Origin of the sequence: Shimia sagamensis, assembly GCF_900182745.1 — a bacterium.
GTDB lineage: Bacteria > Pseudomonadota > Alphaproteobacteria > Rhodobacterales > Rhodobacteraceae > Shimia > Shimia sagamensis.
The window spans coordinates 55,583-70,381 of the sequence record NZ_FXTY01000005.1 but is presented as its reverse complement, the minus strand read 5'-3'; the positions used below and the strand labels follow the sequence as shown (position 1 = coordinate 70,381).

General features: G+C 57.8%; 17 protein-coding genes. 10 read left to right on the top strand and 7 right to left on the bottom strand.

The window, feature by feature from the left end; genetic code table 11:
• Positions 1–2: 2 nt before the first annotated feature.
• Together argF and QOL67_RS13435 are read left to right on the top strand one after the other, a co-directional pair.
• Positions 3–929: an ornithine carbamoyltransferase gene (gene argF / locus QOL67_RS13440; protein ID WP_283426493.1), complete on the top strand. Its 927-nt coding sequence runs from the start codon at positions 3–5 to the stop codon at positions 927–929.
• Positions 930–1,042: 113 nt separating this feature from the next.
• Positions 1,043–2,080, top strand: coding sequence for a 2-dehydropantoate 2-reductase (locus QOL67_RS13435; protein WP_283426492.1), 1,038 nt, complete (start codon positions 1,043–1,045; stop codon positions 2,078–2,080).
• A gap of 21 nt (positions 2,081–2,101) precedes the next feature.
• Here QOL67_RS13435 and QOL67_RS13430 read toward each other — a convergent pair whose 3' ends face one another.
• The 4 genes from QOL67_RS13430 to QOL67_RS13415 form a co-directional block, all read right to left on the bottom strand.
• Positions 2,102–3,583 (bottom strand): inorganic phosphate transporter, encoded by a 1,482-nt coding sequence (locus QOL67_RS13430; protein WP_283426491.1) that lies wholly within the window; start codon positions 3,581–3,583, stop codon positions 2,102–2,104.
• A 90-nt stretch (positions 3,584–3,673) separates the two neighbouring features.
• Positions 3,674–4,132: an NUDIX hydrolase gene (locus QOL67_RS13425; RefSeq protein WP_283426490.1), complete on the bottom strand. Its 459-nt coding sequence runs from the start codon at positions 4,130–4,132 to the stop codon at positions 3,674–3,676.
• Positions 4,133–4,240: 108 nt separating this feature from the next.
• Entirely contained in the window at positions 4,241–6,685 is a 2,445-nt protein-coding gene (hrpB, locus tag QOL67_RS13420; protein WP_283426489.1) for an ATP-dependent helicase HrpB, read from the bottom strand.
• Between the two features lie 49 nt (positions 6,686–6,734).
• Positions 6,735–7,463: a DUF3108 domain-containing protein gene (locus tag QOL67_RS13415; protein WP_283426488.1), complete on the bottom strand. Its 729-nt coding sequence runs from the start codon at positions 7,461–7,463 to the stop codon at positions 6,735–6,737.
• A gap of 35 nt (positions 7,464–7,498) precedes the next feature.
• On the opposite strand from QOL67_RS13415, the gene meaB reads away from it, so the two are divergent.
• The 6 genes from meaB to QOL67_RS13385 all read left to right on the top strand — a co-directional run bounded on the left by meaB (position 7,499) and on the right by QOL67_RS13385 (position 11,519).
• On the top strand, positions 7,499–8,470 hold the full coding sequence (gene meaB, locus QOL67_RS13410) for a methylmalonyl Co-A mutase-associated GTPase MeaB (RefSeq protein ID WP_283426487.1): 972 nt from the start codon (positions 7,499–7,501) through the stop codon (positions 8,468–8,470).
• 69 nt (positions 8,471–8,539) lie between these two features.
• Positions 8,540–9,226 carry a DAPG hydrolase family protein gene (locus tag QOL67_RS13405; protein WP_346770610.1) on the top strand — a complete coding sequence of 229 codons (687 nt, stop codon included), beginning with the start codon at positions 8,540–8,542 and terminating at the stop codon, positions 9,224–9,226.
• Positions 9,227–9,367: 141 nt separating this feature from the next.
• Positions 9,368–10,066 carry a hypothetical protein gene (locus tag QOL67_RS13400; RefSeq protein ID WP_283426485.1) on the top strand — a complete coding sequence of 233 codons (699 nt, stop codon included), beginning with the start codon at positions 9,368–9,370 and terminating at the stop codon, positions 10,064–10,066.
• A gap of 154 nt (positions 10,067–10,220) precedes the next feature.
• A complete protein-coding gene (gene rpmB, locus QOL67_RS13395; protein ID WP_283426484.1) occupies positions 10,221–10,511 on the top strand; it encodes a 50S ribosomal protein L28 in 291 nt (96 codons plus the stop codon).
• A gap of 112 nt (positions 10,512–10,623) precedes the next feature.
• Entirely contained in the window at positions 10,624–10,965 is a 342-nt protein-coding gene (locus tag QOL67_RS13390) for a hypothetical protein (protein WP_283426483.1), read from the top strand.
• 47 nt (positions 10,966–11,012) lie between these two features.
• The gene (locus QOL67_RS13385) at positions 11,013–11,519 is read left to right on the top strand and encodes a copper chaperone PCu(A)C (protein WP_283426482.1); all 507 of its coding nucleotides are present in this window, start codon (positions 11,013–11,015) and stop codon (positions 11,517–11,519) included.
• Positions 11,520–11,575: 56 nt separating this feature from the next.
• Here QOL67_RS13385 and QOL67_RS13380 read toward each other — a convergent pair whose 3' ends face one another.
• Positions 11,576–12,277, bottom strand: a complete 702-nt coding sequence (locus QOL67_RS13380) for an NAD-dependent deacylase (RefSeq protein WP_283426481.1) — start codon at positions 12,275–12,277, stop codon at positions 11,576–11,578.
• A 113-nt stretch (positions 12,278–12,390) separates the two neighbouring features.
• Between QOL67_RS13380 and QOL67_RS13375 the strand changes: the two genes are divergently transcribed.
• Positions 12,391–12,822, top strand: coding sequence for a low molecular weight protein-tyrosine-phosphatase (locus tag QOL67_RS13375; protein ID WP_283426480.1), 432 nt, complete (start codon positions 12,391–12,393; stop codon positions 12,820–12,822).
• A gap of 32 nt (positions 12,823–12,854) precedes the next feature.
• On the opposite strand, the gene QOL67_RS13370 is transcribed toward QOL67_RS13375, so the two are convergent.
• A complete protein-coding gene (locus tag QOL67_RS13370) occupies positions 12,855–13,826 on the bottom strand; it encodes a LysR family transcriptional regulator (protein WP_283426479.1) in 972 nt (323 codons plus the stop codon).
• A gap of 82 nt (positions 13,827–13,908) precedes the next feature.
• Positions 13,909–14,229, bottom strand: coding sequence for a hypothetical protein (locus QOL67_RS13365; protein WP_283426478.1), 321 nt, complete (start codon positions 14,227–14,229; stop codon positions 13,909–13,911).
• A 209-nt stretch (positions 14,230–14,438) separates the two neighbouring features.
• Here QOL67_RS13365 and QOL67_RS13360 point away from each other — a divergent pair, with 209 nt between their 5' ends.
• Positions 14,439–14,759, top strand: a complete 321-nt coding sequence (locus QOL67_RS13360; RefSeq protein WP_283426477.1) for an antibiotic biosynthesis monooxygenase family protein — start codon at positions 14,439–14,441, stop codon at positions 14,757–14,759.
• Positions 14,760–14,799 lie beyond the last annotated feature (40 nt).

The following is a 14,799-nucleotide window of genomic DNA, read 5'->3' as shown; positions in this document are numbered from 1 at the left end:
ACATGAAGCATTTTCTGGATATCAATACGACTTCTGTGGATGATCTACGTGGCATGATCGACAGCGCAAAATCTATCAAAGATGCGCGTAACGGCCGCCCCAAAGGGGCTCTGGACGATGATCTGCCGCTAAAAGATCACATGGTTGCGCTGATCTTTGAAAAACCCTCGACGCGGACCCGTGTCAGCTTTGACGTGGGTGTGCGTCAGATGGGCGGGCAGACCATGGTGCTGTCTGGCTCTGAGATGCAGCTCGGTCATGGCGAGACAGTGGCAGACACCGCCAAGGTGCTGAGCCGCTATGTCGACCTGATCATGATCCGGACCTTTGAAGAAGCCACACTGCTGGAGATGGCGGAAAACGCCACTGTGCCGGTGATCAACGGGCTGACCAACCGCACACATCCATGCCAGATCATGGCAGATATTTTGACGTTTGAAGAAAAGATGGGGCCAATTGCCGGCAAGAAAGTTGTGTGGTCCGGTGATGGTAACAACGTGTTTGCCAGCTTTGCCCACGCGGCAGGGCAGTTTGGCTTTGATTTGACCTTCACAGGCCCACAGACGTTGGACCCGGAACAGGTGTTTATCGATGAAGCCCGCGCCAAAGGCGTGAAAGTCGAGATTGAGCGGGATCCGGTGAAAGCTGTGCAGGGCGCGGATTTGGTTGTGACGGACACCTGGGTGAGCATGCATGATGCGCCGTCCGCGCGGGAGCGCCGGCACAATCAACTGCGTGGGTTCCAGGTCAACGAAGAGTTGATGAGCCATGCCAAAGATGACGCGCTGTTCATGCATTGCCTGCCAGCACACCGCAACGAAGAGGCGACCAACGCCGTGATGGATGGGCCAAATTCGGCGGTGTTTGATGAGGCAGAGAACCGGCTGCATGCGCAAAAGGCGATCATGAAGTGGTGCCTTGCGACCTAAACCTCGCTCTTTTGGGTGACTTAAGGGCGTCAGCGCGGCTGGCGCCCTTTTTGTTGTCTGGCGACCGCGACCGCGCCTAAGCTGGTCTGGCGAGAGGATAGAAGGAGCGCGCGATGAGCGAGGCGCGAGGGACTAACAGATCTCCCCGGGTTGTGGTGGCCGGGGCGGGCAGCATCGGGTGTTTTGTTGGTGGGGTGTTGGCACAGGCTGGGCATGACGTGATGTTTTTGTTGCGGGCCAAAACTGCCGACGAGATCACGCAGAACGGCTTAACGCTGACCGACTATGGTGATTTGGATGTGGCCTTGTCACCCGATTGCTTTGCGATGAGTGCCGACCCGTCCTGTTTGGCGGACGCGGACATTGTGCTGGTAACCGTTAAGAGTGGCGCAACCGAGGGCATGGCGGCGCTGATTGCAGCATATGCACAGGACACTGCGGTGGTGATCAGCTTGCAGAATGGCGTGGAGAACGCGGCACTGCTGCGGGAGATGTTGCCCGGCTGGGATGTGCGCGCTGGTATGGTGCCGTTCAATGTGGTCTGGCGCGGCGGTGGGCGGTTTCATCGCGGCACCAGCGGCGACATTGCGATCGAGAGTGGAAACGGACAGGTGGCTCGGCAGTTGAGTGTGGCGGACCTGATTATCCGTGAGCGAGACGACATGGACGCGGTGCAGTGGGGCAAGCTGCTGATCAATCTCAACAATGCTCTAAATGCGCTGTCCGGGCTGCCATTGCGTGAACAAATTGGCGACAGGCAGTGGCGGCGGTTGATGGCTGCGCAGATGGCTGAAGCATTGGCAGTTTTGAAAGTTGGTCGCGTTCCTTGTATTAACCCCGTGGCCAAGGTGCCGATGTTTTTGGTGCCGTGGATACTGAAGATGCCCACCTGGGCGTTTCGCCGAGTTGCCAAGACGATGTTGTCAATTGATCCAACCGCCCGCAGTTCTATGTGGGAGGACCTCAACAAGGGCCGTGAGACCGAGGTTGGTGAGTTGCAGGGAAAAATTGTGCAGCTGGCGCGAAATGCCGAGATGAGCGCGCCGATCAATGAAGGGATTGCCGAGCTGATCCGGGAGGTGGAAGCGCAGGGCGATGGTTCCCCGATGTGGGACGCCAGGCAGGTCCAAACGCGTCTGCGGGCGATGTGATCGCCCGCAGACAGGCGTGCGTTAGCTAGTCAGCGCGTTGAGTAGGTAGAAGATCACGGCAGACATCATTGCAGCGGCGGGCACGGTGATGATCCACGCGGCGATGATGGTCATGAAGTGGCTGCGGCGCACAAGTTTGCGCCGGCGGCGCTCTTCTGGCGCAATGCGCTTCTCCGGAGTGCGTTGCACGATGGTTTTGCGCAGGCGGCGTTCCGCGTGCCATTCGCGATAAAAGCCGACACCAAAGATACCGCCCACGGCGATGTGGGTGGAACTCACAGGCAAGCCGAGCCAAGAGGCGACAATCACGGTGATTGCTGCTGACAGAGCCACACAATAGGCACGCATTGGGTTCAGCTTGGTGATTTTTTCACCCACCATGCGGATCAGTTTGGGGCCAAACAAGAACAGGCCGAAAGAAATACCAAAAGCACCAATGATCATGACCCAGCTTGGAATAGAGACCTTGGCGGAAAATTCCCCAAACTCAGCAGCGTGTACAATGGCGGCCAGCGGGCCAACCGCGTTGGCAACGTCGTTGGCACCATGGGCGAAGGACAGCAGCGCGGCGGAGAACACCAGTGGGATGCCAAACAGCACTTTGAGAGATTTGTTGCGGTTCTCAAGTCCTTCGGATTGGCGGCGAACAAGCGGTGCAGAGACCACGTAGAACAGGCCACCGGTGGCCGCGCCAATCAGAAGCGCGGTCTGCAGGTCGATCTTGATGATACGCTTGAGGCCTTTAAGAGCCAGATAAGACGCAAAGGCGGCGGCCATGATGCCGATCAGAACGGGCACCCAGCGGCGGGCCGCGGCAATCTTGTCGTCTTGGTAGATGATCTTGGTTTTGATGAAAGCCAAACAGGCGGCCGCAATCACCCCGCCCAACACCGGCGAAATCACCCAGGACGCAGCGATCTTGGCCATGGTGGGCCAGTTCACGGCGGCAAATCCTGCGGCGGCAATACCTGCCCCCATAACACCACCCACAACAGAGTGTGTGGTGGAAACCGGCGCGCCAACCCATGTGGCGAGGTTCACCCACAGGGCAGACGAGATCAGCGCGGCCATCATGGCCCAAATGAAAATGGTGGTGTTGGCCATGCCAGTGGGATCAATGATGCCTTTGGAAATGGTAGAGACCACGTCGCCGCCAGCCAAAAGCGCACCTGCGCTTTCAAAGAAGGCAGCAATGACAATGGCGCCGCCCATCGTAAGAGCATTTGCACCCACGGCCGGGCCCATGTTGTTGGCCACATCGTTGGCGCCGATGTTGATCGCCATGTAGGCACCGATGCCGGCGGCCGCGATGATGATCGCCGTGTCGGAATCCCCGCCCGACAAGAGGCCCGCCGCAACGCCTGCAATCACAATAAAGGCAATTGCAATGCCAAAGCCCACCATTGGACGGGAGACATAGAGTGTGGCAGATTCCAGATGGGAGATGCGGTTGAGGTCGCGGTCCAGCGTGGACCATTTCTTGCCTGAGTTTGGCGAGGTCATGACAAAGAATCCCGGCTTTGAGTCGTACGGGGGCCTACCCCCGAAGCCGGGTCAATGCAACGATTTCGTTACAAATGGCTTACGAAAGGATTACATTTCCCGCAGAATGGCTTGAAGCTGTGGTTCGTTCACCATACCGGCGGCTTCTTGTGCGGGCACCCATTTGCGGGTGCGTTCCTCGGCTTCCGGGAAATCGTCGACCAGTTGCTTGACCTCGGTTTCAAACACAGTGACGTCAACTGGCACCTCAAGCCCGCCATCCAGACGTTTGGCATAGCCGTAGATGCCGACAGGTTCACTGTTGATGTTAGCTTCTTTCACACCAGCTTCTTCCCAAGCTTCCCGCAGGGCAGCGCCTGGTGCGTCCAGCCCGTTGATTGGCCAGCCTTTGGGGAGAACCCACCGGCCTGTATCACGCGACGTGATTAGCAGAACCTCGGTTGCGCCCATTTTCTCACGCGTGCAGAGCGCGGCCACCTGAATGCGGCGCGGACGGCGCAACATTGGCGCGATCACGCTGTCAAAGGCGGTTTTCAAGGCGTTGGTCATGGTGGTCTGCTCGGGGTTGTATGGTTATTATTATGTTGTCAGGTATTTTGTCGTGTCATTGTATATACGTTTTCCTGTGGAAAACGTCAAGGTGTGGACGAAATACACCTAATGTTTCCGACGTTTGGCCCGCAAGGTCGGGTCCGCTTGTGTCGGATCTTCAGGCCAAGGGTGTTTGGGGTAACGCCCACGCATGTCTTTGCGCACATCGGCATAAGAGCTGGCCCAAAAGCCGGGGATGTCCATAGTGGTTTGCACCGGTTTTTGCCCTGGAGAAAGCAAGGTGACGCGCAGCGGGGTGTTGCCGACCAAGGGATGGGTGGTTTGGCCAAAGAGCTCTTGTAGTCGGAGGATGATTTCGGGGTTCTCACCTGAATAGTCGATCGGGATCTTGCGATCGAGCGGCGTGGTGAAATGCGCCGGAGCCAGCTTGTCCACCAGTTGCATCTGGTTCCAATCGAGGCGGGTGCGCAGAGCGTCGAGTAGGTCGAACTTCTTCCAATGGTCCGCAGTTTTGACGCCGGAGAGATGCGGCAGCAGCCAGTCGTCGATGGTGGACAAGAGCGCGTCGGGCGTCATGTCGGGCAACTCGTGACCGGCGGTGCGGATCAATTTTACACGGGCGACAAAGCGTTGGGCGGCAGGGGAGAGCGTGATGCCAAGATCGCGCACGCCGTGCAGCATGGCTTGCGCTATGGCGTCATCAGGCGCGTCTTTCCAGATGCGGTCATCCAAGGCGATGGCGCCCAACATCTCTTGGCGTCGGGCGATGACGCGGCGCTCGCGTTTGGACCAGTGGCAGTTGTCTTGCCAGGTAATTTGATCCCCAAAGAGGTCACGGATTTGACCTTCGGTGATTTGGACCGCCTGACGAATGCGGGCTTCGCGTGGATTGCCATCGGTGTCGGTGACCACAATCAGGCGCGTGGAGGCCAGAGGGTCTTCGTCGTTGAGCACAGTGCCCTTGCCACCAGAGAGGACAAACCGCGGGTCGTCGCCTTTGCGGTGCAGGCCGATACGATCCGGATAAGCCAAGGCGGCCAGCTCGGCAGGGCTGCGTGGGATGGGATCGCTGCCTTTGGCGGACTTGCGCAGGCGTTTGGCTTCGTCGCGGATGCTGTGCAACGCGGCGCGGTTGACGGCATAGGGGCGGCGGTCTGTGAAGGATTTGAGGTCCGTCAGGGCTTCGATGCGCAGGGAAAGGTCAACCGGCGCGCTGCGGGTGAGCGGGTCTCGGGCGGCCAACAGGGCGGCCATGCGGGCGGCTTGGGGGCCTGCGGTGGCCAACATATGGGCAAGGCGTGGGTGCAGAGGCAGTTTGGTGAGGGATTTGCCGTGGGCTGTAATGCGGTTGTCGCCATCCAGCGCCCCAAGCATGTGCAGCACGGATTGGGCTTCGGAAAAACTACCGGGGTTGGGCTGCGTCAGGAGCGCCAGATCGGTGGGGGCCGCCCCCCAAAGAGCCAACTCTAGCGCTAGGCCGGTGAGGTCGGCGGCTTCGATCTCGGCGGGTGGGAAGGGCAGGAGTGCGCCTTCTTCGCCTTTGGTCCAGAGACGGTAACAAATGCCTTCAGCCACGCGGCCTGCACGGCCTTGGCGTTGGGTGGCCTCAGCGCGGGTGACACGCTCGGTCACAAGGCGGGACATGCCGGAGCCGGGATCAAAGCGGGCGCGGCGGGCGCGACCTGCGTCAATCACAACGCGCACGTCCTGAATGGTGAGCGAGGTTTCGGCAATGGAGGTGGCGAGCACCACTTTGCGGCCCTGTTTGGCTGGGCGGATGGCGGCTTGCTGCTCCTTGAATGGCATAGCACCAAATAGGGGATGCACGGTGCAGTTGCTTGGTAGTTTGAGCAGGGATTGCGTGCGCCGGATTTCGCCTTCGCCGGGCAGGAAGACCAGCACACCGCCTTCTGTCTCGTTGACTGCCTGAGTGATTTGGCGGGCGGTGGCTTCCTCCAGGCGGGTGTTTTTGGGCAGCGGTTTGTCGAGCCAGCGGGTCTCCACAGGGTAGGCACGGCCTTCCGAGGTGATCATCGGCGCGTTGCCCATGAGCGCGGCGACCGGTTCGGCGTCAAGTGTGGCGGACATGGCGAGCAGGATCAGGTCGTCACGCAAGGCGTCGCAAATTTCGAGACAGAGCGCGAGGCCGAAGTCAGCGTTTAAGCTGCGTTCGTGGAATTCGTCAAAGATCACCGCGCCAATGCCGGAAAGCTCTGGGTCGGACTGGATCATGCGGGTGAGGATGCCCTCGGTGACCACCTCGATGCGGGTGGATTTGGAGGTCTTGCTTTCTCCTCGCACACGGTAGCCCACAGTTTGGCCTGCGATTTCACCCAAGGTTTGTGCCATGCGCTCGGCGGCGGCACGCGCGGCGAGACGGCGCGGTTCCAGCATGAGGATGCGGCCGTTGGTGAGGCCCGCGTCCAGCATGGCGAGAGGTACAACCGTGGTTTTACCCGCGCCTGGCGGGGCCTGCAGGACCGCGCGACTTGTGGTGCGCAGGGCAGAGATCAAGGGATCAAGGGCGTCGTGGATAGGCAGTTGCGTCATAAGCAACTTATCGGTCAGCGGGCACGGGGCGTCCAGTGGGGATGATGCGTCAGTCGCGGCGGACCAGTTTGGCCTTGCCGTGGCGGGAGGTGAGGTACACCTCGCTGGCGCGCCAGTGGTCGCCCTTGGGGGTGTAGACAATAGCGAGCGGTGAGGTTTTGAGTTCTGCCAGTTCCTCTGCTGAGTAGCCGCCAATGCGGTCATAGGTACCCGAGCAAGTGACTTTGCCCTCGCCGTTTTGGCGGGATTTCAGCGTGATGCGCACAAGGCGCGTGCCGTCGTATTGGGTTTGGCCAAGAGTGCAGAGTTTGTCCGTGCTGTGGTCACGAAGCGTAAGCCACATCATGGTCATCGGGTCCACCGCGCCACGCAAGGCTTGGTTGGAAATAGGGGTGGCGGGTTTCTGTGCGCCAGCGGTTTTGCGGGGCACGGTGCCGGAGAATGCCAAGGTTGTTTCACTCACCCGCTTGCCGGTGTCGATGAAGCCCGCGTAGCGCGTTGGACTGATTCTGGTGCCTTTCACGGTGCCTTGGCTTTGCGCTGTGAAGCGAATTCGGCGCAGGGCGCCGGCTAAGCCTGTTGTTTGAAAGGAGCCACTGCCAGAGAAGGAGTTATTGCTTTGAACTCCAGCGACATTCAATTCGCCAACTTTGAAGCCAAACGCGTGCACAGACCACTTTTGCGTTTCAGCGCCGGCCATCTGGGCTGCGGCACAGAGCAGCAGAGTGGCGAGAAGACGGCGGGGGCGGGGTAGACAAAACGGGGTCATGCGCGGCATGAAGACTCACAATCAAAAAAGACACAGGCTTGCCCATGGATATCGCAGATCTGCGTGACAGAATACTAAAACAAGATCGCCGCGCGTTGGCCCGTGCCATCACGTTGGTGGAGAGCGCGCGGCCCGATCATCGCGCGCAGGCCACGGCCCTGTTGGATGAGCTGTCAAAGGCGGGCAAACAGTCGCTGCGGATTGGGCTTTCGGGCACGCCGGGGGTGGGAAAATCCACCTTTATCGAGAGTTTTGGCATGATGTTGACCGCGCAAGGGCTGCGGGTGGCTGTGTTGGCGGTAGATCCGTCTTCGGCGCGGTCGGGCGGGTCTATTCTGGGTGACAAAACGCGCATGGAACGGCTGAGCCGGGATCGGAATGCGTTTATCCGGCCTTCGCCCAGTCAGACCCATTTGGGCGGCGTGGCACGGCGTACGCGGGAAGCTGTGGCGCTCTGTGAGGCGGCGGGCTTTGACGTGGTGCTGATTGAGACTGTGGGCGTTGGGCAATCGGAAACCGTTGTGGCCGAGATGTCGGACCTGTTCCTGTTGCTGCTGGCACCTGCGGGCGGTGATGAGCTGCAAGGTGTGAAACGCGGGATTATGGAGATGGCGGACGTCATCCTTGTGAATAAGGCGGATGGCGACCTGAAGGCCACGGCCATGCGGACTTGCGCCGATTATGCAGGGGCGTTGCGCTTGCTGCGCAAGCGGCCTCAGGATCCTGAAGGCTTCCCCAAAGCTATGACTGTGTCGGCACTTGAGAAAAACGGACTGGCGACGGCTTGGGGGGAAATGAAGGCCCTGACCACTTGGCGTAAAGAGGAAGGCCATTGGACTTACCGGCGTGCGGCGCAGGCGCAATTCTGGTTTCACGAGGAGGTGAAACAAGGGATGTTGGCGCGGCTGGGACAGGGGGAAGCCCCTCGGCAATTGGCACATTTTGACGCAAAGGTGGCCACAGGGGAACTGTCGCCGGGCCAAGCCGCAAAAGAGATGCTTGATCATCTCTCCTAAACCGCGCCATCATATCCATATGAATATTGATTTTTCCGGCGGCTTTCCTGCCTTTCAGGTTGGCACACCTTGAGGAAACCGTTGAAAAAACTGCCTCCCGCCAGAGATTTTGGCTGGACTCATAGAGGACTTGAAGAAGCCGAGACTGTGTTTACCCAAACACAAGACGGTCGCCTCGTTATGGAGTTGCGGCATGCGGTTGTACCCGGTGTGACCGCAGAAATGGTGGCGTGGTGGTTTGGAGTCTACGCGCATCAAAAACTGAGTATTGATGGGGAAACCCATCTCGCGTTTCTGGTGTGGCATCCGCGTGACCATCTACATATCGAGCGTGTCGGCGGGGAGACACATGTTCCGCTAAAAGCAGGCGATCGGATTGCTTTTCGAGAGGCTTATGGGCGGGACACACGATATTCGACGGATGAGACCTGGCGCGTCTTGCGTCGAAGCGTGCAGAGCTATGCCATTCGGTCTGTTCGGTGGAGTTTTACCGTCGCTGAGTTGGAGCACTTTTTTGAGGATACTGTAGACGGCGTTCAGGTATTGACACGCCTGTGTGTTGGGGTTCCCGATGGGTGGGCAAAAAGCCTAATTAATCAAGTGTTTATTCCAGTATTTTTTGATGAAAAGAAGACTGAAGCCTGGATGCAGCACAACGTTGAAGAGATCAGTGCATGGTCGCATTTTCTTCCGGAAGTGTATGCTCGCCGGGATCAGGGGGATGTGATTGTGTGGGATCGGACCAGCAAACCCTGATTTGTAAAAGATATTTTTGGAATGTAGTAAATGTTTCTTGCCTGAAGAAGGCAATCCGCGCACTCTGCTCCTGATACAGCATCAGAGCGTGCTGAGCAGCTTGGAAAGCTGATAGTGTGAGCGACGAGGCGGGGGAGTTGGGTGCAGCTACCGGATCCACGAGAGTTTGGTTGGGAACTTAAAAATTTTGACAATGCCCACTCGACCGTGACGCATCTTCCGGATGGGCGCACATTGTTTGAGGTGGATCATCCCCCCGTGCGAGATGTGACAGCGGAGATGCTGGCCTGGTGGTATGGGGTCTATGCTGACCTAGCCTTGGTGATTGATGGGGATGTCCAACCCGCCTTTTTAGTGAGCCATCCGCAAGATCATATCTCTCTGGGAAGCGAAAAGGCCGCACCGGATGGGCCACTGAGGGTTGGGGATTTTCTACTCATTCAAGAAGCGTATCAACGCAACCCCAAATACGCCTTGGATGAGCGGCTTGAAGTGGTGGCATTGGATGAGTCGCGATTTGCTCTAAAAGCCAGCAGGCGGGGGGTAACAGTGGCGGATCTGGAATTTCGGTTTGAGGATGGGCCGGAGGGGGCAACATTCACAAATCACCTGACAGTGGGGGTCGAGAGTGGCTGGCTTAAGCCGCTGGTCAATCGGGTTATGATCCCCTGGCTGTATTATGAGGAGAAGAATTATGCCTGGGTGCTGCATACGGTCGAAGAGGTTGGCAATTTTGAAAACTTTCTACCGGAAATATTTGCGCGTCGTGATCAAGGCATGACAATCTCCTGGGACCGGAACCGGGTTTCGGATAGTCAAAATCGCCCACCCCAGTGTTAGGGCGCAAAATGCAGTCAAAGTCCGGCTGAATCACTTGACGCCCCCGTGAAATCGGCCTAATGACGCCAAACGAATTTCCGGGCGCAGCCTATGCGGCGCCCAAATGCTTTGACGGGGTCCATGTCCCCGTGGACTGTAAAACGAGGATGAACCCATGTCGCGCCGTTGCGAATTGACCGGAAAAGGCCCGATGACGGGCAACAACGTAAGCCACGCCAAAAACCGCACCCGTCGCCGGTTTCTGCCGAACCTGAACGATGTGACCCTGCAGTCTGAGACTCTGGGCCGTGGCTTCAAGTTCCGCATCTCCGCAGCTGCGCTGCGCACTGTGGACCACCGTGGTGGCCTGGACGCGTTTATGGCAAAAGCCAAAGACACTGAGCTGTCTGACAACGCGCTGAAGATCAAAAAAGAGATCTCCAAAGCGCAGGCTGCAAACGCCTGATCGCACTGATCTTTTAGAGATTTGACAGCCTCGCAGTATTGCGGGGCTGTTTCTTTTTGTCACGCTTCACAATCCCGATGGGGCGTGTCTATATGCGGCCATGACGCTTCGCTTGCGCACATATGTTGCCGCCCTAATGGCGCTTGTTCTGGTCCTGACCGGACACAGCATGGCCATTGCGCGTGGTATGACTGGCCCGGAAGGCTTTGCAGAGTATTGCATCGGTGAGAGCGCTGTCATGGTGCCGGTTGATGCAGACGGCAATCCAACAGGGCCAGCTCATCTGTGCCCTGAAGTGAGCTTTTCTCTACTGAACTGGATTGCGGTTGATCCGCCAGAAGTTGGTCTGGATCTTGGGCGCGGCGAAGGGCTGCGCAGTACACAGGTAACGGTTGAGGATGTGATTCGACCAATTGCCGAAAGTGCCCGAGCACCGCCGTTTGATTTTCTTTGATCCCAACACACTCAACACATAGAAAATCCAATGGTCAGGAGACCAACATGTCTTTCAAAACACTTTCCCTCGCAGCTGTTGCTGCTGTTGCCCTTGCTTTGCCTGCATTTGCAGAAAGCACCATTGCCGTGAATGACGCTTATGCCCGTGTGGCCACGAAAATGTCCAAAGCAGGTGCTGCCTTTATGGTGATCGAAAACACCGGTGCAGAAGATGATCAACTGATCAGCGTGTCCTCAGATGTGGCCAAACGCACTGAGTTGCACACACACAAAGAAGATGCTGACGGCAATATGCAGATGTTGCACGTGAAAGAAGGTTTTGCTGTGCCTGCAAACGGCACGCATGCGTTGGCGCGTGGAGGCGATCATGTGATGTTCATGGGCCTCAATCGTGGTCTTGAGCATGGTGACGTCGTAACAATCACCCTGACTTTCGAAAAAGCAGGCGAGGTGACCCTGGAAGTACCAGTGGACCTGGAGCGTAAACCGGATCACGGTGCGATGAAACATGGCGACCATTCTGGCCACGACATGAAGAAATCTGACGGCTAAGCGCCTGTCAGCATTGCCGAAATTGGGAAGGCCGGTCCGAGAGGGTCGGCCTTTTGCTATTTGGCGCGGGCGAGTTCTTCGGCGACCCATTGCGGCACAACTTGTGTGGCAGGACCAAAGTGGGTTTCGGCAAAGCGCGAGACGCCGGAGGAAGGTTCCAAATTGAGCTCCACTGTATGGGCGCCAAACATATCCGCTTCGGTGACAAAATTTGCCGCCGGGTAGACTTCACCGGAGGTGCCGATGGAGACAAAAACGTCGGCCTGGGCCAGCGCGTTAGATATCCGCTCCATGTCGTAAGGCATTTCGCCAAACCATACGATGTCTGGTCGGGTGACAGGCTTGCCGCAGGACGGGCAGGGGGCCTCTGGAGACATTGTTGTTGGCGCGGGCCAGCGGTGTGCGCAGGCGTGGCACAGAGCGCCGTGCAGGGTGCCATGCATGTGCAAGACGTTCTTGCTGCCCGCCTTTTCGTGCAACCCGTCTACATTTTGGGTGACGATTAATACTTCCCCCGGGTGGTCGGCCTCCAGCTTTACGAGAGCGAAATGACCGGCATTGGGTTCAGCCGCCGTCGATTGCACCCGGCGGGCGTTGTAAAAATCGTGCACCAGTTTGGGGTTGCGGGCAAAACCTTCGGGGGTGGCGACATCTTCTATGCGGTGTTGTGCCCAGAGGCCGCCCTCGTCGCGGAAAGTGCCAAGGCCGCTTTCGGCGCTGATACCCGCACCGGTGAGTATGACAATTGACTTGGACATGGAGGCTCCTGGCTGGTGGCTTGGGCACTCTGGCAAGTGCTGAGAGGGGAGGCAAGGTCTTGACCTCACAGCTGGCAAAGGAGATGGCTGAGACAATTGGGTTGGGAGTTGTGATGAAAATTCTTTTTGTGTGTTTGGGCAATATCTGTCGGTCGCCATCTGCGGAAGGTGTGTTTCGTGACATGGCGCCAGCGGTGGAAACGGACAGCGCGGGCACGGCGGGTTGGCATGTGGGCAAGCCACCTTATGGGCCGATGCAGGATGCGGCGCGAGCGCGGGGGTATGACTTCTCCGATCTGCGAGCGCGCCAGTTTTCGATGGCCGATTTTGAGCGGTTTGATTTGATCGTTGGCATGGATGCGGAGAACATCGCCAACATTGAGACGCTGCGTCCGGATGGGAACACGACGGAGGTGCGCTTGTTTACGGACTACGCAGCAGGCAGCGGCACAACCGAGGTGCCAGACCCGTATTACACACGCGATTTTCACGGAGCACTGGATTTGATCGAAGAGTGCGCGCGGGGATTGAAGGCGACGTTGTGAGGGTTGGAGTTTTGAGATTCTGAAAGCTTTTGCTAGGCGTCATCTTCCAAAGTTCTGAATTCACCTTCCAGCCACGGGAAGCGTTCAATGGCGGGGTTGATCATGTGGGTGTGGATCAATCCTCGCATGGTTTGTGCCACGTCGCGCGGCACCGTATCTGCCCAATCCCCGCTCGCGAGCAAAGAGATCCTGCGGCTGAACGGCTGGAAAGGCAGGGGATGGGCCTCGACTTGATCGTGGAACCGCGCCGCGCGCAGATACCCCAAAGGGGTGGTGATTGCCCAGCCGATACCACGTGACACCATGGCCATCAGCGATGGGTTGGAGCCAATCTCAAACCGGTGTGGCACCTCGATTTTGGCGCGGGTCAGTTCCGCTTCGATCTGGCGTCCGATCAATTGCTCCTGTCCGTACCGGAGCATTGGGAGTTCTTGCAAAGCTGAAGTCATATTGGTCGCGTCGCGGATGTATCCCGACGGAGCGACAAGAATAAACGGGTCACGTGCAAGCGGATGTTCTGTAATACCTTCAAGGGTTTCTGGCGCCATGGCGGTGATGGCGAGATGCAGGTCGCCGCTCTGTATAGCATCGGTGATTTCATGGCTCGGTGCTGTCACCAAGCGGAACCGGCAGCGTGTCATCGACTCCGCCAGTTTGGTCACAAGGCGCGGCGTCAGGTCATTGTCAAAGTCATCGATGATGCCCATCGACAATTGGGTCAAATGGGTGAGATCCATCACCGTCAGTTCAGATTGTGCCAGCCGCAATTGAGACAGAACCTCACGGGCGCGACTGAGGTAAGACCTGCCCGCGGCGGTGAGCTGCATCGGCCGTTTGCTGTGGTCGATCAGGTCGGTGCCAAGGGCGGTCTGCAGGTTGCGAATCTGCTGGGACACAGCTGGTTGGGACAGGCCGGTGATCTCTGACGCACGTGCCACAGAGCCATGTTCTGCCAGAGCCTCAAACACTTCGAGGCCGCGTAAGGTGACGCCTTTGTTCAGCATTTATCTCTCCACCATCTTTGACTTTTGTGAATAGAGCTGAACGCTGGGTCAAGTGGCTTGTGCGTGGTGTTAGACGCTGAAGTCAGCGCAGGTGCTTACAGCTCGATACAACGCTGGATTCGAACTTCTTGTAGCGCTTCCAGAAGATCTCATGGCTGCGCTGGCCCGATTGGCGAATTTCCTGCGCTCGGTGCGGGTCTTTGATGAAGCTGGCAGCTAGGCGCTGGTCCGCGCGCGACAGGCTTTTGTTCGCGGTTTTTTGAATGCACCGGCACAGTTGGCGCGTGGCACCATCGCGGTCAGAGCGCATGCACGCACGGTTCAATGTATTTGCATCACCAATATGGGGGAGTGCGGGAGCGAGCATCAGCGCCAGAAGGGGCGCGGCTAGGAATCTGGTCATGGTTGCCTCATCTGTCTGTGCTGGGCCGTGTGGCATATGCGCGCCATCTGGTTCACCCAGCAAGAAAACCAAACCCAATATGGGGCAAAATCGCGTTTGACGCAATCACATGCGCGTGTCTGGCAGACCGGGAAACGACAGGAGTTTGCAAAACCTGTGGTCAAGCGGCTCTGCCGTAGACTAAGCTGAGGAAAAGGAAGGAGGAACTTATGCCGAAGATTTCCAAGGAGGCGGACCTTCAGACCGTCATCACCACGTTTGAGATGACACCGGGCACCTGTCAGGATTTGCTGGACGCGCTCAATGACGCTTATGAGCAGTTCATCTCCAAACAACCGGGCTTCATCGCGGCAGGGTTGCATGTGAACGACGCGCAGACGCGGATTGCCAACTATTCTCAATGGCAAAAGCGCGAAGATTTTCAGGCGATGTTGCGCAGTGACGAGATGCGTGAACGCAACCGCAAAATCACTCAGTTGTGCCGTAGTTTTGAGCCCGTCATGTATGATGTCATGGCGGCTTTTGAATAAACGTGCAGCCCGCGACACATGTCGATTGGCGTCTGTAGGA

Bases quoted from the DNA above. Each gene is read 5' to 3' on its own strand.
- argF (WP_283426493.1), top strand. From the start codon at position 3: ATGAAGCATTTTCTGGATATCAATACGACTTCTGTGGATGATCTACGT.
- QOL67_RS13435 (WP_283426492.1), top strand. From the start codon at position 1,043: ATGAGCGAGGCGCGAGGGACTAACAGATCTCCCCGGGTTGTGGTGGCC.
- QOL67_RS13430 (WP_283426491.1), bottom strand. From the start codon at position 3,583: ATGACCTCGCCAAACTCAGGCAAGAAATGGTCCACGCTGGACCGCGAC.
- QOL67_RS13425 (WP_283426490.1), bottom strand. From the start codon at position 4,132: ATGACCAACGCCTTGAAAACCGCCTTTGACAGCGTGATCGCGCCAATG.
- hrpB (WP_283426489.1), bottom strand. From the start codon at position 6,685: ATGACGCAACTGCCTATCCACGACGCCCTTGATCCCTTGATCTCTGCC.
- QOL67_RS13415 (WP_283426488.1), bottom strand. From the start codon at position 7,463: ATGCCGCGCATGACCCCGTTTTGTCTACCCCGCCCCCGCCGTCTTCTC.
- meaB (WP_283426487.1), top strand. From the start codon at position 7,499: ATGGATATCGCAGATCTGCGTGACAGAATACTAAAACAAGATCGCCGC.
- rpmB (WP_283426484.1), top strand. From the start codon at position 10,221: ATGTCGCGCCGTTGCGAATTGACCGGAAAAGGCCCGATGACGGGCAAC.
- QOL67_RS13385 (WP_283426482.1), top strand. From the start codon at position 11,013: ATGTCTTTCAAAACACTTTCCCTCGCAGCTGTTGCTGCTGTTGCCCTT.
- QOL67_RS13380 (WP_283426481.1), bottom strand. From the start codon at position 12,277: ATGTCCAAGTCAATTGTCATACTCACCGGTGCGGGTATCAGCGCCGAA.
- QOL67_RS13375 (WP_283426480.1), top strand. From the start codon at position 12,391: ATGAAAATTCTTTTTGTGTGTTTGGGCAATATCTGTCGGTCGCCATCT.
- QOL67_RS13370 (WP_283426479.1), bottom strand. From the start codon at position 13,826: ATGCTGAACAAAGGCGTCACCTTACGCGGCCTCGAAGTGTTTGAGGCT.
- QOL67_RS13365 (WP_283426478.1), bottom strand. From the start codon at position 14,229: ATGACCAGATTCCTAGCCGCGCCCCTTCTGGCGCTGATGCTCGCTCCC.
- QOL67_RS13360 (WP_283426477.1), top strand. From the start codon at position 14,439: ATGCCGAAGATTTCCAAGGAGGCGGACCTTCAGACCGTCATCACCACG.